This is a genomic window from Herbaspirillum sp. Her3, from assembly GCF_057961275.1.
Genome location: NZ_CM176328.1, coordinates 805,590 through 827,987, shown reverse-complemented (window position 1 = coordinate 827,987; position 22,398 = coordinate 805,590). Strand labels below are relative to the sequence as shown.

Annotated in this window: 21 protein-coding genes; 18 read left to right on the top strand and 3 right to left on the bottom strand. The window is 61.5% G+C overall.

The window, feature by feature from the left end; genetic code table 11:
• Window positions 1-68: 68 nt before the first annotated feature.
• From ACVC5H_RS03810 to ACVC5H_RS03790, 5 genes are all read left to right on the top strand, one after another.
• Complete coding sequence (locus ACVC5H_RS03810) at window positions 69-740, top strand: amino acid ABC transporter permease (RefSeq protein WP_489621081.1); 672 nt, start codon at window positions 69-71, stop codon at window positions 738-740.
• On the top strand, window positions 737-1,393 hold the full coding sequence (locus ACVC5H_RS03805) for an amino acid ABC transporter permease (protein WP_489621080.1): 657 nt from the start codon (window positions 737-739) through the stop codon (window positions 1,391-1,393). The genes ACVC5H_RS03810 and ACVC5H_RS03805 overlap by 4 nt, the downstream gene beginning before the upstream one ends.
• Window positions 1,374-2,108 (top strand): amino acid ABC transporter ATP-binding protein, encoded by a 735-nt coding sequence (locus ACVC5H_RS03800; RefSeq protein ID WP_489621079.1) that lies wholly within the window; start codon window positions 1,374-1,376, stop codon window positions 2,106-2,108. Before ACVC5H_RS03805 ends, ACVC5H_RS03800 begins: the two co-directional genes overlap by 20 nt.
• 237 nt (window positions 2,109-2,345) lie before the next feature.
• Entirely contained in the window at window positions 2,346-2,645 is a 300-nt protein-coding gene (locus ACVC5H_RS03795) for a type II toxin-antitoxin system HigB family toxin (RefSeq protein WP_489621078.1), read from the top strand.
• A gap of 10 nt (window positions 2,646-2,655) precedes the next feature.
• Window positions 2,656-3,027: a helix-turn-helix domain-containing protein gene (locus tag ACVC5H_RS03790; protein ID WP_489621077.1), complete on the top strand. Its 372-nt coding sequence runs from the start codon at window positions 2,656-2,658 to the stop codon at window positions 3,025-3,027.
• 87 nt (window positions 3,028-3,114) lie between these two features.
• Here ACVC5H_RS03790 and ACVC5H_RS03785 read toward each other — a convergent pair whose 3' ends face one another.
• The gene (locus tag ACVC5H_RS03785) at window positions 3,115-3,660 is read right to left on the bottom strand and encodes a hypothetical protein (RefSeq protein WP_489621076.1); all 546 of its coding nucleotides are present in this window, start codon (window positions 3,658-3,660) and stop codon (window positions 3,115-3,117) included.
• A 302-nt stretch (window positions 3,661-3,962) separates the two neighbouring features.
• On the opposite strand from ACVC5H_RS03785, the gene ACVC5H_RS03780 reads away from it, so the two are divergent.
• The 5 genes from ACVC5H_RS03780 (at window position 3,963) to puuE (ending at window position 9,668) form a co-directional block, all read left to right on the top strand.
• Window positions 3,963-5,021: an adenosine deaminase gene (locus ACVC5H_RS03780; RefSeq protein ID WP_489621075.1), complete on the top strand. Its 1,059-nt coding sequence runs from the start codon at window positions 3,963-3,965 to the stop codon at window positions 5,019-5,021.
• Window positions 5,022-5,485: 464 nt separating this feature from the next.
• Window positions 5,486-6,226 (top strand): GntR family transcriptional regulator, encoded by a 741-nt coding sequence (locus ACVC5H_RS03775; RefSeq protein ID WP_008332749.1) that lies wholly within the window; start codon window positions 5,486-5,488, stop codon window positions 6,224-6,226.
• Window positions 6,227-6,458: 232 nt separating this feature from the next.
• A complete protein-coding gene (locus ACVC5H_RS03770) occupies window positions 6,459-7,907 on the top strand; it encodes an NCS1 family nucleobase:cation symporter-1 (RefSeq protein ID WP_489621074.1) in 1,449 nt (482 codons plus the stop codon).
• A gap of 29 nt (window positions 7,908-7,936) precedes the next feature.
• Window positions 7,937-8,671, top strand: a complete 735-nt coding sequence (locus ACVC5H_RS03765; protein ID WP_489621073.1) for an aspartate/glutamate racemase family protein — start codon at window positions 7,937-7,939, stop codon at window positions 8,669-8,671.
• Between the two features lie 64 nt (window positions 8,672-8,735).
• Window positions 8,736-9,668 carry an allantoinase PuuE gene (gene puuE, locus ACVC5H_RS03760; protein WP_489621072.1) on the top strand — a complete coding sequence of 311 codons (933 nt, stop codon included), beginning with the start codon at window positions 8,736-8,738 and terminating at the stop codon, window positions 9,666-9,668.
• Between the two features lie 891 nt (window positions 9,669-10,559).
• On the opposite strand, the gene ACVC5H_RS03755 is transcribed toward puuE, so the two are convergent.
• Together ACVC5H_RS03755 and ACVC5H_RS03750 are read right to left on the bottom strand one after the other, a co-directional pair.
• Window positions 10,560-11,807 (bottom strand): urate hydroxylase PuuD, encoded by a 1,248-nt coding sequence (locus ACVC5H_RS03755; RefSeq protein ID WP_489621071.1) that lies wholly within the window; start codon window positions 11,805-11,807, stop codon window positions 10,560-10,562.
• A gap of 294 nt (window positions 11,808-12,101) precedes the next feature.
• Window positions 12,102-12,926 carry an outer envelope protein gene (locus tag ACVC5H_RS03750; protein ID WP_489621070.1) on the bottom strand — a complete coding sequence of 275 codons (825 nt, stop codon included), beginning with the start codon at window positions 12,924-12,926 and terminating at the stop codon, window positions 12,102-12,104.
• Window positions 12,927-13,617: 691 nt separating this feature from the next.
• Between ACVC5H_RS03750 and ACVC5H_RS03745 the strand changes: the two genes are divergently transcribed.
• The 8 genes from ACVC5H_RS03745 (at window position 13,618) to minC (ending at window position 22,385) form a co-directional block, all read left to right on the top strand.
• The gene (locus ACVC5H_RS03745) at window positions 13,618-14,649 is read left to right on the top strand and encodes an ABC transporter substrate-binding protein (protein ID WP_489621069.1); all 1,032 of its coding nucleotides are present in this window, start codon (window positions 13,618-13,620) and stop codon (window positions 14,647-14,649) included.
• A gap of 88 nt (window positions 14,650-14,737) precedes the next feature.
• Entirely contained in the window at window positions 14,738-15,523 is a 786-nt protein-coding gene (locus tag ACVC5H_RS03740) for an ABC transporter ATP-binding protein (protein WP_489621068.1), read from the top strand.
• Window positions 15,524-15,552: 29 nt separating this feature from the next.
• On the top strand, window positions 15,553-16,332 hold the full coding sequence (locus ACVC5H_RS03735; protein WP_088755051.1) for an ABC transporter permease: 780 nt from the start codon (window positions 15,553-15,555) through the stop codon (window positions 16,330-16,332).
• 180 nt (window positions 16,333-16,512) lie between these two features.
• A complete protein-coding gene (locus tag ACVC5H_RS03730) occupies window positions 16,513-18,063 on the top strand; it encodes an ABC transporter ATP-binding protein (RefSeq protein WP_489621067.1) in 1,551 nt (516 codons plus the stop codon).
• The gene (locus ACVC5H_RS03725) at window positions 18,056-19,150 is read left to right on the top strand and encodes an ABC transporter permease (RefSeq protein ID WP_489621066.1); all 1,095 of its coding nucleotides are present in this window, start codon (window positions 18,056-18,058) and stop codon (window positions 19,148-19,150) included. The genes ACVC5H_RS03730 and ACVC5H_RS03725 overlap by 8 nt, the downstream gene beginning before the upstream one ends.
• 16 nt (window positions 19,151-19,166) lie before the next feature.
• A complete protein-coding gene (locus ACVC5H_RS03720; RefSeq protein ID WP_489621065.1) occupies window positions 19,167-20,087 on the top strand; it encodes an ABC transporter permease in 921 nt (306 codons plus the stop codon).
• Window positions 20,088-20,150: 63 nt separating this feature from the next.
• Entirely contained in the window at window positions 20,151-21,290 is a 1,140-nt protein-coding gene (locus tag ACVC5H_RS03715; RefSeq protein WP_489621064.1) for a BMP family ABC transporter substrate-binding protein, read from the top strand.
• Window positions 21,291-21,599: 309 nt separating this feature from the next.
• On the top strand, window positions 21,600-22,385 hold the full coding sequence (minC, locus tag ACVC5H_RS03710; RefSeq protein ID WP_489621063.1) for a septum site-determining protein MinC: 786 nt from the start codon (window positions 21,600-21,602) through the stop codon (window positions 22,383-22,385).
• Window positions 22,386-22,398 lie beyond the last annotated feature (13 nt).

Here is a 22,398-nt window from a genome sequence, read left to right as displayed (position 1 = left end):
ACCCAGGCAGCAGGCAGGCGGACAACCCGGCAAACGCAGCATCTTGAAGGCAGGGCAGACACGACATCATGGCTTATCAATTCGATTTTCTTTCCACGCTCGACTACACCGACGTCATCGTCAAGGGTGTGGCGACCACCACCGAGCTCATCGCCATCGGCGGCGTGCTGGGTGTGGCCGTGGGCATCTTCGGTGCCTGGGCGCGCACGCAGGGGCCGGGCTGGCTCAAACCCATCGTCAGCGGCTATGTGGAGATCATCCGCAATACGCCCTTCCTGGTGCAGCTGTTCTTCATCTTCTTCGGCCTGCCTTCGCTGGACATCCACATCAGCGAAATCACTGCGGCCATCCTGGCCATGGTGATCAACCTGGGCGCCTACAGCACCGAGATCATCCGTGCCGGCGTGCAGGCCATTCCGCGCGGGCAGATCGAGGCGGCGCAATCGCTGTCGATGTCGCGCGGCCAGATCTTCCGCCACATCATCCTGCGCCCGGCGCTGCAGAAGATCTGGCCGGCGCTGTCCTCGCAGGTGGTCATCGTCATGCTGGGCTCGGCGGTGTGCTCGCAGATCGCGGTGGAAGAACTGTCCTTCGCGGCCAACTACATCCAGGGCCGCAACTTCCGCGCCTTTGAAGCCTACATCGTCGCCACCGCCATCTATCTGGTGCTGGCCATCCTGCTGCGCCAGCTGCTGCGCCTGATCGGCCACTACTTCATCACCGCCCGGAGGACCGCATGATTTCGTTCACCACCTGGGATATCGTCCGCAACCTGATGCTGGCCTGGCGCTGGACCATCGTCCTGTCGCTGGCCACCTTCCTGCTGGGCGGGGCGCTGGGACTGCTCATCCTCTTCATGCGCACCTCGCGCCAGAACTGGCTGCGCCAGATTGCGCGGCTCTACATCGAACTGTTCCAGGGCACGCCGCTGCTCATGCAGCTGTTCCTGGTCTTCTTCGGCATCGCGCTGTTTGGTATCGAGGTGCCGGCCTGGCTGGCGGCGGGACTGGCGCTGATGTGCTGGAGCGCCTCGTATCTGGCCGAGATCTGGCGCGGCTGCGTGGAAGCCATTCCCAAGGGGCAGTGGGAAGCCTCGTCGGTGCTGGCCATGGGTTACTTCCAGCAGATGCGCTACATCGTGCTGCCGCAGGCTTTCCGTATTGCGATTGCACCGACGGTGGGATTTGGCGTGCAGATCATCAAGTCCACGGCGGTGACCTCCATCATCGGCTTCATCGAATTGTCCAAGGCCGGCACCGTCATCACCAATGCCACCTTCCGCCCCTTCACGGTGTTTGCCATCGTGGGCGCCTTCTACTTCGTGCTTTGCTGGCCGCTGTCCAAGTACAGCCAGTCTCTAGAAAGGAAATACAATGCCGCTCATCGCCATTGATAACGTCAAGAAACGCTTCGGCGACAACGAAGTCCTCAAGGGCATCAGCCTGGACGTCGAACCGGGTGAAGTGATCGCCATCATCGGCAAGAGCGGCTCGGGCAAGTCCACCCTGCTGCGCTGTATCAACGGCCTGGAGAACATCGACGAAGGCAACATCAGCGTGGCCGGCGCCAAGCTGGGTGCGAGTGAACTGGAGTTGCGCAACCTGCGCCTGAAGGTCGGCATGATCTTCCAGCAGTTCAACCTGTTCCCGCACCTCTCGGTGGGCCGCAACGTGATGATTGCGCCGATGATCGTCAAGGGCATCTCTGAAGCCGAGGCCATGGCCACTGCCAAGGCCAACCTGGAAAAGGTCGGCCTGGGTCACAAGTTCGATGCCTATCCGGACCAGCTCTCCGGCGGCCAGCAGCAGCGCGTGGCGATTGCACGCGCGCTGTCGATGAGCCCGCAAGCCCTGCTGTGCGACGAGATCACCTCGGCACTGGACCCGGAACTGGTCAATGAAGTCCTGACCGTGATGCGCGGCCTGGCCAAGGAAGGCATGACCCTGTTGATGGTGACGCACGAGATGCGCTTCGCCCGCGAAGTCTGCAACCGGTTGGTGTTCATGCACCAAGGCAAGGTCCATGAGATCGGCCCGCCGGAAGAATTGTTCGGCAATCCCAAGACGCCTGAACTGCAGCAGTTCATCGGGATGACGCAGGGGGCCTGAGCGGCCCCACGTTGCGATTTTTGTGGTTGGATGACACCCCAGGTCTGGAAGATTTTCCGGGCCTGGGGTTTTTTATTGTGCTGCGCTTACTAGCCCGACCACTTGCTGCTATGTTGCCCACGCCTTGCCTGCCGTCCAGCTTGTCTCTGATTCGCGGCGGCTATACGGGCATCGAGTCAACACTTGAGAGAGTCCCAAATTGGGACTAAAATCGATCACACCGGGATAAGCACAGTCATGCGGATCATTGCTCTTTCCACGCTGCAGACATTCTGGAATCAGCCAGCATATGCCGATGCTAAAGGGGCTGGAAATGCCTGGTGTCACGATACGCTACAGGCACAGTGGACCAAGCCGAGTGACGTGAAAGCCAGCTTCGGCAATGCCAGCATTCTTAAGGACGGCCGAGTTGTATTCAATCTAGGAGGTAACAAATATAGGCTGGTAGTCCGGATTAATTATGACTACCGTACGGTCTATATCCGCTTTATCGGCACGCATGCTCAATACGACCGCATCGATGCACAGACGATTTAAGGAACCAGCCATGGAAATCAAGCCAATCAAGACCGATGCAGATTATCGCGCCACGCTGGCCGAAATTGATGGGCTGATGTCGGCGAAACTCAATACCCCCGAAGGTGACAGGCTGGACGTATTGGTAACACTGGTCGAAGCTTACGAAGCCAAGCACTTCCCCCTCGATCTTCCCGATCCGGTCGAAGCGATCAAGTTCCGGATGGAGCAAGCCGGTCTGACGGCCAAAGATCTTGAACCGTACATCGGGCGATCAAACCGGGTGTACGAAATACTCAATCGCAAACGGCCTCTTACGTTGGGGATGATCTGGCGACTCAACCAAGGTCTTGGCATACCCGCGGAAAGTCTGATCAAGCCGGTCAAGCTTGCAACGGTCTGATGAATCCGTTTTTATGGATGATCTGCAATCAAAAAGCCCCGACTGAAATTGGGGCTTTAAACATGGCTTGATCCCGGCATACGGGCATTACCGATCCACTTCACACACCTTCCGGTCATTCTCATAAAACACCACCGGCCCGGTGGTGAACCGGTCCTTGGGAATGGACACCATCAGATAGTCCTTGACGCGGTACGAGGCACCCGAAGCCGGGGCACGGTAGAGATAGTTCAACCGCAGGGAGCCGTCGCGCAAACGCACCGACAGCGGGGTGAAGACGTGCGGACGCTCGGCGGCATCCGGGGCGGTCATGCTGCGCGCCACCACCAGATATTGCTTGCGCTCAAAATGATCGGCCGAGGGGCCGAAGGGGCGCTTGTCGTTCATCACCGGAGCCGGCTGCATCCAGCGGTCCCATTCGTCACGGCTGCGGATCAGGGCGCAGAAGACCGGCTGGCGCTGTTCGTCCCAATTCTTCAGAAAGCCCTGGTAGGAACCGCTCAGGATGGTCTTGTACGGCACCACCGTCGGATCCTCCGCTTCTGTCCACGGCATCATGGAACAGCCCGCCATGGCCGCCAGCATGGCGCCACCCCACATCCACTGCATGGTTTGCCTGATCGACTTGCGCATTGGTTTCCCCCAAGAAGCTTCGCATTTAAACATGTCTTGCCCGATGTTGGCGAGATTTCATTGCATTTCTGCCAAAGTCCCGCCCCGCAGGACGGAATAGCGCTGCCCCTCAGAACGTCCGGCGCGCCATTGGTTCAGCTGCCTACCCAGCTTTACCTTTGTGGAGCCAGGTACGGGATTTGCGTGATAATGCGGGGTCCGGAAGGCGGCCATGCTGGCGCGATGAGGTGTTGCGCGCCACCTGCCGGGCCCGATCCCGCGCCCGCCTCCCCTGTTTCTGCCATTTTTGAAGGGTCGTTTCCATGAGCTCAGCTGTCATTTCTTCCTCCGCTACCGGCGCCGCGCTGGACGGTTTCATCGCCGGCCTGCCGAAAACCGAACTGCACCTGCACATCGAAGGCACGCTGGAACCCGAGCTGATGTTCGCCCTGGCCCAGCGCAACAACGTCGCCCTGCCCTACGCCTCGGTGGAGGCGCTGCGCGCGGCCTACAACTTCAGCGACCTGCAGTCCTTCCTGGATCTCTACTACGCCGGTGCCAATGTGCTGCGCACCGAGCAGGACTTCTACGACATGACGGCCGCCTACATTGCTCGCGCACAAGCCGACAATGTGCGCCATGCCGAGATCTTCTTCGATCCGCAAACCCACACCGAGCGCGGTATTCCCATTGCCACCGTGTTCGCCGGCATCGCCGGCGCCCTGCGCGATGCGCGCCGCCGTGATGGTTTCGGCAGCGTCATGATCATGTCCTTCCTGCGCCACCTCTCCGAAGAAGACGCCTTCGCCACGCTGGACGCAGCGCTGTCGCTGCGCGAGCAATATGCCGACCTGTGGCTGGGCATCGGCCTGGATTCCTCCGAGCGCGGCAATCCGCCGGAGAAATTCGAACGCGTCTACGCCCGTTGCCGCGAGCTGGGCTTCCGCCTGGTGGCCCACGCCGGCGAGGAGGGGCCGGCCGCCTACGTGACCGGTGCACTCGACGTGCTGCACGTGGAACGTATCGATCACGGCGTGCGCAGCGAGGAAGACCCGGCCCTGATGCAGCGCCTGGCGCAACAGCGCACCCCGCTGACGGTGTGCCCGCTGTCCAACCTCAAGCTGTGCGTGGTCAAGGATATGGCCCAACACAACCTGGCGCGCCTGCTCGAGGCCGGCCTGGCCGTCACCGTCAATTCGGACGATCCGGCCTATTTCGGCGGCTACATGAATGCCAACTATCATGCGGTGGCGCGTTCGCTGAACCTCTCGCGCGATCAGGTGCTGCAACTGGCACGCAATGGCATCGATGCCTGCTTCCTCTCCGAGGAAGACAAGGCCAACCTGCATCAGGAGCTGGAACAGTACGCAGCCAGCCACTGAGCACGCTGCACCGTTGATCCACTGGCGATCCGGTGTTGATCTTCACGCCCGGCCACTGCGCCGGGCGTTTTCATATCCCCGACGGTCAAGCACGCTTCTTGCATAGGCGTTAAAGGGGATTGGCGACGGTCCGGCTGCATATTGCAGCGCCCCACCGACACCATTGACCACCCTGTTTTGCCGCAATTGACTGCATAGATTGACAACAATTTCTGAAATAAAGATTACGCCATGCAGCATGGGCCCCACTATTGGCTACAAGGGAAGACCGAGGTATCTGCGCTGCGCCGCAGCATCGAAAGTCTCGCCCGGCGTGACCCAAAGCGGATCACCCAGCTTTCTTTTTGGTGCAGAATGAGCCCCATTTTGTTGCAAATCCATTTTCAGATTGTTGACGATCCATGCGCCTCGTTGTTGACCGACTAGCCCCTTCAGATAGTCATTCCACCCAGAGCATGAGCATCATGAACAAAGCCAGCAAAACCGCACGTTCCCCCGCTGCCCCGGCCCGCGCCAGTGCGCGCGAGCGCGAAAGCACGGGAGCGGTCGAAGAGAGGATGTACCAGGACATCTACGACGCGATCATGGAGCACCGCCTGCCTCCGCGTACCAAGCTGACCGAGCAGACCCTGTGCCAGATCTACGATACGGCCCGCCACACGGTACGCAAGGTGCTCTCGCGCCTGGCCTCCGAGGGCATGGTGGATCTGGAGGCCAACCGTGGCGCCTTCATCGCCAGCCCTTCGCATGCCGAGGTGCGCGACATGTTCGAGCTGCGCAACATCCTCGAACATGCGGTCCTGGAGAAGGTCGGGCGGGAAGCCGGCACGCGCCAGATCGCCGGCTTGCGGCGCATGGTGGAGGAAGAGCGGGATTGCTATCTCAACGGTGACCGGCCGCGCTGGATCCGGCTTTCCGCCCAGTTCCACCTGGCGCTGGCGGAGCTGACCGGCAATGCGCTGCTGGTGGAGACGCTGCGCAAGCTGGTCTCGCGCACCACGCTGATGATCGCCAAGACGGAGGCGCCGGGCCACAACGCCTGCTCCTTCGACGAACACGAGACCGTGCTGGAAGCGCTGGAAAAAGGCGACGTTGCCGCCGCCCAGTCGCATATGGCACATCACTTGCATTTGTGCGAGGACCGGGTGCGGCCGGATGCGGATGACCAGTTCGATCTGCGTGCCGTGCTCGGCAAGGGACTGTGACCCACGGGCCGGCGCGCACACCCTGACTTTTCCGGGAAGGAAGTGTCAGGAAGATGGAAGAAGAAAGAAAGTAAGTGAGAAACAGACAGGGCCACGTCGCGCGGCTCGATGCAGTTCTGACCGTGTGACCACCACCATGCCATCAAGAGCATGCAGGAAGTCCGTTGAACAGCCCGGCCGTGGCCGGGCGTGATTCGTTTCACCCAACCTTTCTCTTTGATGGAGACCGGCCATGACTACCGACGCTTCCCCCTCACCCTCCGCCACCTACCTCGCCGGCGCCGATGATGCGCGCCTGACCAATGAAGACCTCGCCCCGCTGAAGAAGCAGACCTGGGGTTCCTACAACATCTTTGCCTTCTGGATGTCCGACGTGCACAGCGTGGGCGGCTACGTGTTCGCCGGCAGCCTGTTCGCGCTGGGCCTGACCAGCTGGCAGGTGCTGATCTCGCTGCTGATCGGCATTAGCATCGTCTACCTGCTGTGCAACCTGGTGGCGCGTCCCAGCCAGGCGCACGGCGTGCCCTATCCGGTGATGAGCCGCCTGTCCTTCGGCGTGCTCGGCGCCAACGTGCCGGCCATGATCCGCGGCCTGATCGCGGTGGCCTGGTATGGCATCCAGACCTACCTGGCCTCGGCCGCCTTCGTGGTGGTGGTACTGAAATTCTTCCCTGAGCTCAAGCCCTATGCCGACGTCCATGTCCACTCCTTCGCCGGCCTCTCCACGCTGGGCTGGGGCGGTTTCCTGCTGCTGTGGGTGCTGCAGGCGCTGGTGTTCTGGAACGGCATGGAGACCATCAAGAAATTCATCGACTTTGCCGGTCCGGCGGTCTACGTGGTGATGTTCATCCTGGCCGGATGGATGATCTACAAGGCGGGCTGGCAAAACGTCGGCCTGAACCTGGGCGAGATCAAGTACAGCGGCTGGGCGGCGGTATCGGTGATGATCACGGCCATCTCGCTGGTGGTCTCGTATTTCTCGGGCCCGATGCTCAACTTCGGCGATTTCTCGCGCTACTGCCATACCTTTGCCGACGTGAAGCGCGGCAATTTCTGGGGCCTGCCGGTCAACTTCCTGGCCTTCTCGATCGTCACCGTCGTGACGACTTCAGCCACCATTGCCGTCTTCGGTGAGCTCATCACTGATCCGGTGGAAACGGTCTCCCGCATCGACAGCACCACGGCGGCGGTGATCGGCGCACTGACCTTCCTGACGGCCACCATCGGCATCAACATCGTGGCCAACTTCGTCTCGGCGGCGTTCGACTTTTCCAACCTCTCGCCCAGCCGCATCAGCTGGCGCGCCGGCGGCATGATCGCGGCCACGGCCTCGATCTTCATCACCCCCTGGAACCTGTTCGGCAATCCGGAAGTGATCCATTACACGCTGGACGTGCTGGGCGGCTTCATCGGCCCGCTGTATGGCATCCTGCTGGCCGATTACTACCTGGTCAAACAGCGCCAGGTGAAGGTGGAAGATCTCTACACCCTGCGTCCCGAAGGCCGCTACTGGTACACCAACGGCATCAACCGTGATGCGGTGAAGGCCCTGGTGCTGGCCGCTGCCGTCTGCGTGGCCTGCGTCATGCTGCCGCAGTTGCGTCGTGCTGCCGACTTCTCCTGGTTCATTGGTGCGGCGCTGGGCGCGGTGTTCTACCTGACGTTCACGCGCAAGCGCTGACTACCATTGGGCCGTATCAAGGAACAAGCATGCGTATCAAGCTGATCAATCCCAACACCACCATGAGCATGACCGAGGCCATGACCGCCTGCGCGCGGGCGGTGGCCGCGCCCGGCACCGAGATCACGGGCGTGAGCCCGCAGATGGGACCGGCCTCGATTGAAAGCCACTATGACGAAGCGCTGGCCGTGCCCGGTCTGCTGCAAGAGATCGAGCAGGGTGAGCGCGCGGGCTATGACGCCTACGTGATTGCCTGCTTCGGCGATCCTGGCTTGTCGGCGGCGCGCGAGCTGGCCCGTGGTCCGGTGATCGGGATTGCGGAAGCGGCCATGCACCTGGCCAGCCTGGTCGCCCCGTCCTTCTCGGTGGTGACCACGCTGGCGCGCACCAGTGGCATGGCCTGGCATCTGGCCGAGCGTTACGGCATGCAGCGTTTCTGCCGCAACGTGCGCGCCTGCGAGATTGCGGTGCTGGAGCTGGAGAACCCGGCATCGGACGCACGCGCCCGTATCACGGACGAATGCCGGCGCGCGCTGGCCGAGGATGGCGCCGAGGCGATCGTCTTGGGGTGCGCCGGCATGGCGGACCTGTGCGCGGCGATTGGCCGCGACATTGGTGCGCCGGTGATCGATGGGGTCACTGCGGCCGTGAAGCTGGCCGAATCGCTGGTGGCGCTGGGGCTGGGCACGGCCAAGGGTGGGGAGTGGGCAAGGCCCTTGCCGAAGGCTTATCATGGTTTGCTCAGCGGATTTGCCCGCGTCTGATTTCCAAGGCGGCGCTGTGGTCGGGCGCTGCGATTTTCTTTCTTGACAGCCAAACGAAGAACTTATGTCCCAGCAACAAACTTATCCACGCGACCTGGCCGGCTACGGCCGCAACCCGCCGCACGCGCGCTGGCCTGGCCAGGCGCGGGTGGCTTTGCAATTCGTGCTGAATTATGAAGAAGGCGGCGAGAATTGCGTGCTGCATGGTGATCCTGCTTCCGAGCAGTTCCTGTCGGAGATCGTGGGGGCGGCGGCTTATCCGGCGCGGCACATGTCGATGGAATCGATTTACGAATATGGCTCGCGTGTGGGGGTGTGGCGTATCTTGCGCGAGTTCGAGAAGCGTGGTCTGCCGATGACGATCTTTGGCGTGGCCACGGCCTTGCAGCGTTCGCCGGAGGTGACGCAGGCGTTCCAGGAGCTGGGGCATGAGATTGCTTGCCATGGCTTGAAGTGGATTCATTATCAGAACATGGATATCGAGACCGAGCGTGCGCATATGCGCGAGGCGGTGCAGATCTTCCGGGAGCTGACGGGGAGCGCGCCGCTGGGCTGGTATACGGGGCGGGATTCGCCCAATACGCGGCAGCTGGTGGTGGAACACGGTGGCTTTGCTTATGACTCGGATTATTACGGGGATGATCTGCCGTTCTGGATGGAAGTGGAAACCAGTGACGGGGTGAAGGCGCCGCATCTGGTGGTGCCCTATACCCTGGATTCCAACGACATGCGCTTTGCGACGCCGCAGGGGTTCAATACCAGCGAGCATTTCTATCAGTATCTGAAGGATAGTTTCGACGTGCTCTATGCGGAGGGTGAAGAGGCGCCGAAGATGCTGTCGATCGGGATGCACTGCCGCTTGCTGGGGCGGCCGGGGCGGTTCCGGGCCTTGCAGCGATTCCTTGATTACGTGCAGTCACATGACCAGGTTTGGATTTGCCGGCGGATTGATATTGCTGAGCATTGGAGGAAGACGCATCCGTTTGGTGAGCGTTGATCTATTCTTTTTTGGAATGAATCTGTACCGTCTGGGGTTTTGTCCTTGGGCGGTATTTTTTTCTTTGTTGGTTGTTCGGTTTTGGGTAGTCTGCACGGGCTACTGTGCTGCGCTCTAGCTTAATTCTTAACTTTCTCCGGTCGGGAGAACGCGCCGGGGGCGGCCCGGCAGCCGCTCACTTTTCTTGTCTCGCCAAGAAAAGTAAGCAAAAGAAGGCGACCGCAGCTGCGCCGCCCTCCTTCGGAGGGTCCCCGCTTCAGAACCCAACAAAACGGGAAAAATAGAGTCGCTTCGCTCCGACTATTTTTCTGATCCGTTTTGTTGGGTTCTGAAGCGGCGGCGCAGATGCGGACAGCCTAAAGGCCTCGCCTGCGGCATCGTGAGGTCTCCTGCTCGCCTTCGGCTTTGCGTTGGCGTTCTTTAGCCTTCGATACGTCGCTGCGCGACTACTCAGGTCGAACGGACAGTAAATTATTTATATAAAAATCAAAACCAAGTCGGTGATCGGAGAAAAGGTCGATGCCACAGGCGAGCCCCCGCGAGGCCGAAGGCGAGCCCGTTTGGTCTTTTCCCCATAGAGCCAGCCGCCGCAGCGGAGCGAAAAGTGGATCAGAAGAATAGTGGGAGCGAAGCGACTCTATTCTTCCCACTTTTCGCTTCGCTGCGGCGGGGGACCCTCCGAAGGAGGGCTGGCTCTCTGGGGTCGCCTTCTTTTGCTTACTTTTCTTGGCGAGACAAGAAAAGTGAGCGGCAGCCGGGCCGCTCCCGGCGCGTTCTCCCGACCGGAGAGAGAAAATAATTAAGCTAGAGCGCAAGACAGCAATCCGTGCAGACTACGCCAGACCTAAAACCCAGAAAAGCAGCGCGCCGAGGCAACCAACAATCAAAATATCACTGAACGGGAGCACCGCTTTCAAACCACTTACCGATAAGAGCGCGCTCATCATCGGTGATATGGGTCATATTCCCAAGCGGCATAGCCTTCTGCACGACAGCCTGTTGATAAATCTGCTGAGCATGCTGCGAAATATGCTCCGGAGAATCCAGCAGAATGCCCTTGCCAGGCACTGGCATGAGAGTAGGTTGCGCTGAATGGCACTGAATGCATCGCGCCTGAATCACTCGCTGCACCTGAGCAAACGCCCCACCCGCCTCAGCAACAGGAGCAGGAGCAGCCGCAGAAGAAGCAGGAGCAGGAGCAGAAGCAACAACCGGCTTGGCCTGCATGGCAGGACTCATCCAAACAATCACCGCCAGCAACAAGCCCACAGCAATCCCCGGATACCACCAGTTGTAGACCCCCTTGTGCCGCAACACAAAGAACTGCCGGATCAATGCCCCCGCCGCCATGATGCACAAGAGCACCACCCAGTTATGCGGCGCCGAGTAAGTCATGCTGTAGTGATTGGACAGCATCGCAAACAACACTGGCAAGGTGAAGTAAGTATTGTGCACACTACGCTGCTTGCCCCGCTTCCCATGAATCGGATCCGGCGCCTGCCCCGCCCGCATCGACGCCACCATCTTGCGCTGCCCCGGAATGATCCACACCAGCACGTTCGCGCTCATGATCGTCGCCAGCGACGCCCCGCTGATGAGGAAAGCCGCCCGCCCCGAGAACAGATGGCAAGCCGCCCACACCGACACGATCACCTGCAGCCCCACCAGCAGATTGACCAGCCGGTCCGCCCCCGGCCGATCCCCGATGGTGCTGCAGATCGCGTCGTAGATCAGCCAGTTGAACACCAGGAACGCAATGGCCGTGCCGCCCGCCATCGAGGCCGACATGTCGAACACGTTGCGGTCCACCAAAAACACGTTCGCATTGAACAGATACAACAAGGAGAACAGCGCAAAGCCCGACAGCCAGGTGCTGTAAGACTCCCAATAAAACCAGTGCAGATGCTCCGGCAAGACCTTCGGCGCCAGCAGGTACTTCTGCGGATTGTAGAAACCGCCCCCATGCACCGCCCACAACTCGCCCCCGACCCCCTTCTCCTTCAACTCGGGATCCGTCGGCGCCACCAGACTGTTGTCCAGCCAGACGAAATAAAACGAAGAACCGATCCAGGCAATCGCCGTGATCACGTGCAGCCAGCGCAGCAGCAAGTTCAGCCAGTCAAGTAGGTATGCTTCCATGATGCTCCGCTCTCAAATCCCGATGGATGGGCCAAGGCCGCCACGCGGCCGCCCCGTCCCGTTCAAAACCAGCCATTAAATCTCAACACCGCCGCTGCCATATGTCGCAAATCCAATAGCACACATATGCCAACAACCATATCAAACCAGCCCCTGCCAACTCCCGACAGTGTAGCCATTTCCCATCCCGCCCATGCAGCCTGACCGCTGCCGCGTCGAGCGCGCAATAAAAATGCCGGATCCGAAGACCCGGCATCGCCACAACGCTGCAAGCAGCCGGATCGAACCGACCGATCAGAAGTGGTACTCGGCGCGCACCATCGGGGTCTTGGCCAGCGAACCCGGAACGTTGCTCGGGTTGCCGAACTTGTTGCGCCAGTATTGATATTCCAGACCCACGCGGAAGGTGTTCTTGCCCAGGCCCAGCGGCGTGCCGACGTCATACATGATCTGGCCGTCGAAGTTCAGTTCGGGCGCAGTCGGGCCACCGAACTCGTTCTTGCCCTTCGATGCGATGTAGTTCGTGTAGCCTTCGAAAGCCCAGCCGCTCGAGCCCAGCGGGATACCCCAGGACAAGTTCAGCATCGGGTGGGTGTCATAGGTGTAGCGGCTGGAAACACCGATGGGCTGATTGCTTTCGAACAGCGCCAGCACGCTCACGTTCAGGAAACCAGGCACGTCCATCATCAAGGTCGGACCGACCACCCACATGCGCTTCTTGGAAGCGTAGCTGTTGTCGTTCTTGGTATTCCAGTCAAAGCCCAGGGTCAGGCCAACGCCACGCGCCGGGCCGAAGGACAGGTCCTTGCCGCTGATCTTGCCGATATCCAGGGTGTTGCGGTAGACGATGTAGGCTTCCTGCGCATTGTCATCCTTGCTGTTGGACATCAGCAAGTCCACGTTCAGGAAGTTGGTGCCGTACTTGTAACCGCTGGCATGCGTGAAGTTGATGATGCTCTTGGCGATGTCCTGCGAGTTGTAGGGCTCGGCAAACTTCGTACCGTAACGGTAGCCGATCGAATTGTCCGACCAGTCAGCTGCCTGCGCCGACATGCTGCCTGCGGCCGAAGCGACCACGGCTGCCATCATCCAGTACTTCCCCTTGATACCCTTCTTCATAAGTTTCTCCCTGTGTTGCATGTCTAAAAAATGGCGATTGAATCGGAGCCCGATTCGCATCCTGCGGCGCCTTGCACTCTCCCCGCCACAGCATGAAAATCAGCACCCCTCGTATGCTTGCCCTTGTCAAATAAGGTCTGGCAAATTGCAGACAGCGCTGCCGACACCCGCACCGACGGCAGCGTTTACGCAAAGCCCGTGCCAGCCCCTCGGCCCGACGTTCATCCCTGCCATAAAGCGAGCCGACATCCCCACAATCGACCGCACGCCACGCACGCAGGGGCGCAATCCTAGCCGAGCCGGGGCGGTTTCCCAAGCCCCTGCACCAGGCCCGGCAAGATGATTGCTCGCATTGTTGACAATCCTTTCTGCCATATTCGTTACAACAAAGATCCCCAGAAGGCAGGCTGCACCTGCCTTACAGACCTGTAAGCCAATTTTTTTTAGTGCATTTTTTTCTACTTAGGTGCAGGCAAGCACCAAATTGTCGCAAATGAATTTTTTGATTGTCGACAAAAAATACCACGCCTGTCGATCATCACGAGGACAGCTTGCTGACTGCATTGGCCTGCTGCAACCGCGAGCAGCCGGGGGACACACAGCGCGCGCCGGTGCTGCGGATGCTTGGCACATTAAATGCTATTGAAGCTCCGGGATCTCACATTCAAACGAACAGAGAAGGAAGTCCACCGTGCATTCCAGCAAGTTCTTCAAATTCGGCATCAGCCTTCTGCTCAGCGCCAGCTGCTCGCTCGCCCTGGCGCAGGAAACCAGGATCAAATTTCAGCTGGACTGGCGCTTCGAAGGCCCGGCCGCGCTCTTCCTCGTCGCCAAGTCCAAGGGTTACTTCGCGCAGGAAAAACTGGATGTCACCATCGACGCCGGCAACGGCTCGGGCAACGCCGTCAATCGCGTGGCCTCGGGCACCTATGACATGGGCTTTGCCGACATGGCCGCCCTGATGGAATTCACCGCCAACAATCCCGACGCACCGGGCAAGCCGGTAGCGGTGATGATGGTCTACAACGACACCCCGGCCGCAGTGTTCTCGCTCAAGAAATCCGGTATCAAGAAGCCCGCCGACCTGGCCGGCAAGAAACTGGGTGCACCGGTGTTCGATGCCGGCCGCCGCGCCTATCCGATCTTTGCCAAGGCCAATGGCCTGGACGCCTCCAAGGCACAGTGGACCAGCATGGACCCGCCGCTGCGCGAAACCATGCTGGCGCGCGGCGATGTCGATGCCATCACCGGCTTCTATTTCACTTCGCTGCTGAACCTCAATGCGCGCGGCATCAAGGATGAAGACATCAACGTAATGATGTACCCGGACTATGGTGTGCGCCTCTACGGCAATACCATCATCGCCTCCGAAACCATGGTCAAGAACAAGCCGGAAGCCATCAAGGGCTTCCTGCGCGCCTTCGCCAAGGCCAGCCGCGACGTGATGGCCAATCCGGAAGCGGCCATCAAGGTCCTGAAGGAACGCGATGGCTTGATCGACGAGAAGCTGGAACTGCGCCGCCTGAAGCTGGCCATCGCCAGCGCCATCGCCACACCCCACGCCAAGGCGGAAGGCTATGGCCAGGTCTACGGCCCGCGTCTGACCCTGATGGCCTCCCAGGTCTCGGACGCCTATGGCACCAAGACCCGCGTCAATGCCGACAAGATCTGGAATGGCAGCTTCCTGCCGAGCAAGGCCGAGCTGGACGTGTTCCCCAAGTAAATCATTTATATCGTTTTTGCAAACCATCCCCGACCGGCCGGATCAAGCCCTGCCAGCCGGGGCCGGACGCCCCAACCTGACTGCATTCATGAGCGAACCTTTCGTCGATTTCCGCCACGTCTACCTGGCCTATGATGGCGCCACCGAATTTGCGGTGGAAGACATCGACCTGCAGACCCGCGCAGGCGAATTCATTGCCATCGTCGGGCCGTCCGGCTGCGGCAAATCCACCTTCATGAAGCTGGCCACGGGATTGAAGCAACCCAATCGCGGCAGTGTCGTCATCCATGGCCAGACAGTCACCGGCCCGCTCAAGTTCGTGGGCATGGCGTTCCAGGCGCCGACGCTGTTGCCCTGGCGCACGACGCTGGAGAACGTGCTGCTGCCGCTGGAAATCGTCGAACCCTACCGGCGCGACTTCAAGCAGAAGAAGGCCGAATACACCGAGCGTGCGCTAAAACTCTTGAAGACCGTGGGCCTGGACGGCTATGCCGACAAGTTTCCGTGGCAACTCTCGGGCGGCATGCAGCAGCGCGCCTCGATCTGCCGCGCGCTGATCCACGAACCCAAGATGCTGCTGCTGGACGAACCCTTCGGCGCGCTCGATGCCTTTACCCGCGAAGAACTATGGTGCGTGCTGCGCGACCTGTGGGCCGAACGCCGCTTCAACGTCATCCTGGTCACGCACGACCTGCGCGAGGCCGCCTTCCTGGCCGACACCATCTACGTGATGAGCAAGCGGCCCGGCCGCATCGTGGTCCGGCGCGACAATCCGCTGCCGCGCCCCTGCCCGCTGGAAACGACTTATACCGACGGCTTCAACGCGCTGGTGCATGAACTGCGCGAGCACATCGGCCACGTGCGCAATACCTGACGAGCCCATCGCCCCGGCCAAGGAAACCCATGAAAACTCCCTTCAACGGCAAACTCAACCGCGCTGCCACCACGCTGGCACCCTGGTTCCTGCTGCTCGCCATCCTGGGCGTGTGGCAATTCATCTGCAGCGTGTGGCAGGTCTCGGACTTCATCTTCCCCAGCCCCGCATCGATCCTGCAGGCCATGGTGGATTACGCCGGTCCGATCACAGAGCATGCGCTGTCGACCTTTTGGGTCACCATGGTAGGCTTTGCCATTGCCGTGGTGGTCGGCGTGACGCTGGGCTTCGTGATCGGTTCTTCACCCATGCTGTATGCCGCCGCCTATCCGCTCATGACGGCTTTCAATGCCTTGCCCAAGGCGGCTTTCGTGCCGGTGCTGGTGGTCTGGTTCGGTATCGGTGCGGGGCCGGCGATCCTGACGGCCTTCCTGATTTCTTTCTTCCCCATCATGGTCAACATCGCCACCGGCCTGGCCACGCTGGAGCCGGAGCTGGAAGACGTGCTGCGCGTGCTGGGCGCGCGCCGCATGGATATCCTGCTCAAGGTTGGCCTGCCGCGCTCCATGCCCTATTTCTTTGCCTCGCTGAAGGTGGCCATCACGCTGGCCTTCGTGGGGTCGACCGTCTCCGAGATGAACGCCTCCAATCAAGGCATCGGTTACCTGCTGGTGTCGGCCGGATCTTCGATGAAGATGCCGCTGGCCTTTGCCGGGCTGGTGGTGATCGGCGCCATGGCCATGGCGATGTACGAGTTGTTTGCCATCATCGAGAAGCGCACCACCGGTTGGGCGCATCGCGGAAAATGAGATGAATCGGGCCTTTGCGCCGCAGTAGCGGCGGAAATCCCGGCAAAAGCGGTAGGCGGCGCGGCGCAATTTGTCTATGATGTCGCGCGTGCGAGCCGCAGGGGGCGCTCGCGGCGGCCGCAGGCACGCAGGCCGCGTTGCATTACGACATGACGACAACCATCACCACAGGGAAATCACGTGAGCGCAGTTCCACTCCGTCTTGAAATCAGCCATGTGCGCAAGGCCTATCCGGGCGTGCTGGCCAATGACGACGTAAGCCTGGCGGTGGCGCCCGGCGAGATCCACGCCGTGCTCGGGGAGAACGGCGCGGGCAAGTCCACCCTGATGAAAATCATCTTCGGTGCGGTCAAGCCCGATGCCGGCGAACTCCGCTGGAACGGTGCGGCGGTGCAGATCGCCAATCCGCAGGTGGCGCGCAAGCTGGGCATTGCCATGGTGTTCCAGCACTTCTCGCTGTTCGACACGCTGACCGTGACCGAGAACATCGCCCTGGGCCTGGATGCCAGGACCGACCTCAAGGAACTGGCCGAGCGTATCACCCGCACCGGCGAGAAATACGGACTGGAGCTGGAACCGCAGCGCCACGTACATACCTTGTCGGTGGGCGAGCGCCAGCGCGTGGAAATCGTGCGGGCGCTGCTGACCGAACCGCAATTGCTGATCCTGGACGAGCCGACCTCGGTGCTCACGCCCCAGGCGGTGGAAAAACTCTTCGTGACCCTGCGCCGCCTGGCCGACGAGGGTTGCAGCATTCTCTACATCAGCCACAAGCTCGACGAAATCCGCGCGCTGTGCCACAGCGCCACCGTCATGCGCGGTGGCCGCGTGACCGGTAACTGCGATCCGCGCAACGAAAGCAGTGCCAGCCTCTCGCGCATGATGATCGGTGACGAACTGGTGCGCCTGCAGCGCGAGCGCAATCCCGATTCGCTACGCAACGAGCGCAAGCTGCACGTGAACCGTCTCTCGCTGCCCAAGGCGCATCTGTTTGCCACCGAGCTCAAGGACATCGAATGCGAAGTGCGGGCTGGCGAAATCGTCGGCATCGCCGGGGTCTCGGGCAATGGCCAGCAGGAGCTGCTGGCGGCGCTGTCCGGTGAAGACCAGCGCGCTGCGCCCAACATGATCATGCTGGCTGGCAAGGCGGTGGGCGATCTCTCGCCCAATCCGCGCCGCGCAGCGGGTCTGGGCCTGGTGCCGGAAGAACGCCTGGGGCGCGGTGCCGTGCCTACGCTTTCGCTCACGGCCAACATGCTGCTGTCGCATCAGAAAGCGCCCTACGTGAAGCGCGGCATGATTGATTTCGGTTTTACGCGGCGTGCGGCGGCGTCCATCATCGAACGCTTCAAGGTCAAGGCGGCCGGACCGGATGCGCCGGCCAAGAGCCTCTCGGGCGGCAATCTGCAGAAATTCATCGTCGGCCGCGAAATGGAACGCAAGCCCGCCGTCTTCGTGGTGGCCCAGCCGACCTGGGGCGTGGACGTGGGCGCGGCCGCCCAGATCCATGGCGAAATCTTGAAACTGAAACAGGAAGGTTGTGCCGTGCTGGTGATCTCGGAAGAACTTGACGAATTATTCGCATTATGTGATCGCCTGCACGTCATCGCCAAGGGCCGCCTGTCGCCCTCCATTCCGATTGAGCAGGCCACGCGCGAGCAGGTCGGCGTGTGGATGAGCGGCTTGTGGGATGAGCCCAAGGCGGCCGGTGCGGAGGTGCAGCATGGCTGAACGCATGAGCTTCCCGCTGCGCCTGGAACTGCGCGGTGCGCCGTCCAGGACGATGACCTATCTCTCGCCGGTGATCGCCATCGTCGCCACCCTGTTCCTGGGGGCGCTGCTGTTCCTGGCGCTGGGCAAGGATCCGCTGACCGGGCTGAAAGTGTTCCTGGTCGATCCTTTCAATGGCAAGCGCGCCATCAGTGAGCTGCTGTTGAAATCGGTGCCGCTGATCCTCTGCGCGCTGGGGCTGGCGGTGTGCTTCCGCGCCAGCATCTGGAACATCGGCGCCGAGGGGCAGTTCACCATCGGTGCGCTGTGCTCGGGCGCCATGCTGGTGTGGCTGGATGTGCCCGGCCATGCCATCTCCGGCGGCATGGGCCTGATGCTGATGATCTTGGCCGGGGTGATCGGCGGCGCGCTGTGGGCGGCCATCACGGCGTTCCTGCGCGACCAGTTCAATGCCAATGAAATCCTGGTCTCGCTGATGCTGACCTATGTGGCGCAACTGCTGCTGATGTGGGCGGTGAACGGTCCGCTGAAGGATCCCAATGGCATGAACTTCCCGCAGTCCAAGGTGTTCTCCGACGAATTCATGCTGCCCATGTTGCTGTCGGGTACGCGCCTGCACATCGGCTTTGCGGTGGCCATCGTCGCGGCCGTGCTGATGGCCATCTTCATGATGCGCAGCCTGCGCGGCTTCTCGCTCATGGTCGGTGGCGTGGCCCCGCATGCGGCGCGCTACGCGGGCTTTTCGGCGCGCTCGGCCTTGTGGGTGTCGCTGCTGATCTCGGGCGCGTTTGCCGGGCTGGCCGGCGCTTTCGAAATTGCCGGACCGATCGGCCAGCTGTTGCCATCGGTGTCGCCGGGTTATGGTTTTGCGGCCATCATCGTGGCTTTCATTGGCCGCCTGCATCCGCTGGGTGCGATCCTGGGCGGGCTGATCATGTCGCTGCTGTATCTGGGCGGTGAGCTGGCGCAGTCGCGCCTGGGGCTGCCTTCGGCGATCACGGGGGTATTCCAGGGCATGCTGCTGTTCCTGCTGCTGGCCTGCGATACCTTGATCGATTACCGTCTGGCGTGGAAAAAGAAAGTCTAAGGAATCAGGACAGGACATGGAACAACTCGCTCCTCTCATCGCCGCCTCCATCAATGCCGGCACGCCTCTGCTGCTGGCCGCCATCGGGCTGCTGATCAATGAACGCTCGGGCGTGCTCAACCTGGGTGCCGAAGGCATGATGCTGGTGGCGGCCATCGCCGGCTTTGCGGTCGGCTATGCCACCAAGAGCCCGCTCCTGGGCTTCGCTGCCGGCGCCGTGTGCGGCATGCTGATGGCTACGCTGTTTGCCTGGCTGGCGCTGCGCCTGGCTACCAACCAGGTCGCCACGGGCCTGGCGCTCTCCATCTTCGGTGCGGGCCTGTCGGCCTTCGTGGGCCAGCGCTTCGTCGGCCTGGCACTGCCGGCGCAACCGAATTCGGTTCCGCTGCTGGGCGATATCCCCTTCCTGGGCAAGGCACTGTTCCATGAGCACTGGATGAGCTATGTGGCCTTTGCGCTGTGCCTGGCCAGCATCTGGTTCCTGTATCGCACGCGCGCCGGACTGGTCTTGCGCGCGGTGGGCGAATCACCGGAATCAGCCCATGCGCTGGGGTATTCGGTGCGCGGCATCCGCTACCTGGCATTGCTGTTCGGCGGCGCCTGCTGCGGCCTTGCGGGCGCCTACATGTCGCTGGTCTATACCCCGATGTGGGTCGAGGGCCTGGTGGCCGGACGCGGCTGGATCGCGCTGGCATTGACGGCCTTTGCCACCTGGCGTCCGGCACGGGTCTTGCTCGGGTCGCTGCTGTTTGGCGGCGTCACCATTGCGCAGTTTTACCTGCAGGGCATGGGCGTGACCATTCCTTCGCAGATCCTGTCGATGGCGCCCTACCTGGCCACCATCGTGGTGCTGGCGCTGATCTCGCGCAATCCCGACTGGATCCGCCTGAACATGCCGGCCTCGCTGGGCAAGCCGTTCCGTCCGGGCGCCTCCTGAGTTTCGTCCTATCGTTTTCGTAGCAGCAGCTGCATTTATCCACTGACCTTGAGGGAGAACACAATGAAGATTTCGCGCAGGGCATCCTTGACGATGCTCGCCACCCTGGCGGCAGCAACCCTGATCGGTTGCGGCAAGAAGGAAGAACCCGCCGCCGCCGCGCCTGCTGCTGCGCCGGCTGCTGCGGCCCCGGCTGCCGATCCGCTGAAGGTCGCCTTCGTCTACATCGGCCCGGTGGGCGACGCCGGCTGGACGTTCGCGCATGACAAGGGCCGCAAGGCGGTCGAAGAGAAATTCGGCGACAAGGTGAAAACCACCTTCGTCGAAAACATTCCCGAGTCCGCAGCGGACGCCGAGCGCGTCTTCCGCCAGTTGGCTACCGATGGCAACAAGCTGATCTTCGGCACCTCCTTCGGCTACATGGAAGCCATGCTGAAGGTCGCCAAGGAATTCCCGGATGTGAAATTCGAACACGCCACCGGTTTCAAGACCGCCGACAACCTGGCGCAATACGACGTGCGTACCTATGAAGGCGCGTACCTGGCCGGCGTGGTCGCAGGCAAGATGAGCAAGTCCGGCAAGCTGGGCGTGGTGGCCTCGGTGCCGATTCCGGAAGTGATCCGCAACATCGACTCCTTCACCCTGGGCGCGCGTTCGGTCAACCCCAAGGCCACCACGGCCGTGGTGTGGGTCAACAAGTGGTTCGATCCGGGCAAGGAACGTGAAGCCGCCACCACCCTGATCGGCCAGGGCGTGGACGTGCTGATGCAGAACACCGACTCTGCCGCCGTGGTGCAGACCGCGCAGGAAAAGGGTGTCTACGCCTTCGGCTGGGACAGCGACATGACCAGCTTCGGCCCCAAGGCCCACCTGGCCGCTTCCATGATCAACTGGGGCGTGTACTACACCGCACGCGTGCAGGCCGTGCTGGATGGCTCCTGGAAGAGCAGCACCAGCTGGATCGGCCTGAAGGAAAACGGTATCGACCTGGGCGCCTTCAATCCTGAACTGCCGGCCGACGTGAAGACGCTGCTGGACGAGCGCAAGAAGGGCATCGTCGACGGCTCGGCCCCGATCTGGAAGGGTCCGATCAAGGACAACACCGGCAAGGAAGTGCTGGGCAAGGATGCCGTGGCCGATGACGGCTTCCTGCATGGCATCAAGTTCTACGTTGAAGGCGTGGACGGCAAGGTACCGGGCTGATCCCAGGTCCTGGCACAGGCGCTGCCGTCAGGCGCCTGGATCGCGTTTGTTGAAGACCGCTGGCACCGTGAGGTGTCGGCGGTTTTTTTTGGCAAATCGTGGTCTCGCCGCGGCACTTTTCCATCAAGAATCTTCACGGCCGCAACTTTTGCCGGATCACCGAACAGTCTTGCGCGATCCACTGCCGAATAGCTGAAAACCCCCGCTCCACCGCTATCGCAGCCGCATCCAGCCTGTATAATGCACAGCCAAACCGGGCGGGAAGTCTGCATTTTCCTTCACTTTCCGCCGCATCGAACTACAGGATTTATGCAAAAAGCGCGCAAACCGATCGAAATCAAGATTTCCACTGTAGTTGCCATTTCGGCAATCCTGCATGAAACCGATCCGACTTCGCTGGAACAAGCCCTGAAGGAAATGACCGGCGGCGTGGCCGATTTCTTCGAAGACGAATTCGCGGTGCTCGACATCGGCACCCTGGACGCTGCTGCTGCGGCGGCCATCGACTGGACCGCCGTGGTGGCGCTGTTCAAGCGCTTCCGCCTCAATACCGTGGCCGTGCGCAATGCGCCGGAAGAATTGCACGGAGGCATCGTCGCCCATGGCCTGGCCATCGATACCTCATCGGCTGCCGGTGCAGGCGCCGCCAATGCCCGGGCGCAAGAAGCGGCAGCCCAGGAGAACAAGCCGGAACCGCAACCGGCGGCCGCCCCCGCAGCACCTGCTACCGCCCAGCCGGCCCCGGCTGCACCGGTGGCCAACACCGTGGTCATCGACACCCCGGTGCGCGCCGGCCAGCGCATCTATGCGCGCGGGGCCGACCTGGTGGTGCTGGCCGTGGTCAACAACGGTGCCGAGCTGATCGCCGATGGCTGCATCCACGTCTACGCGCCGCTGCGTGGCCGTGCGCTGGCCGGGGCGTCGGGCAATACGGCGGCGCGCATCTTCGCCGCTTCGCTGGAAGCGGAACTGGTTTCCATTGCGGGGGTCTATCGGACCTTCGAGAACGGTCATGCTCCGGAGCTCGTCGGCAAGCAGGTGCAGGTGCGCCTGCAAGGCGAACGCATCGACGTGCTGCCCATGTCGGCGTCGTAAGGCACCGGCGTAA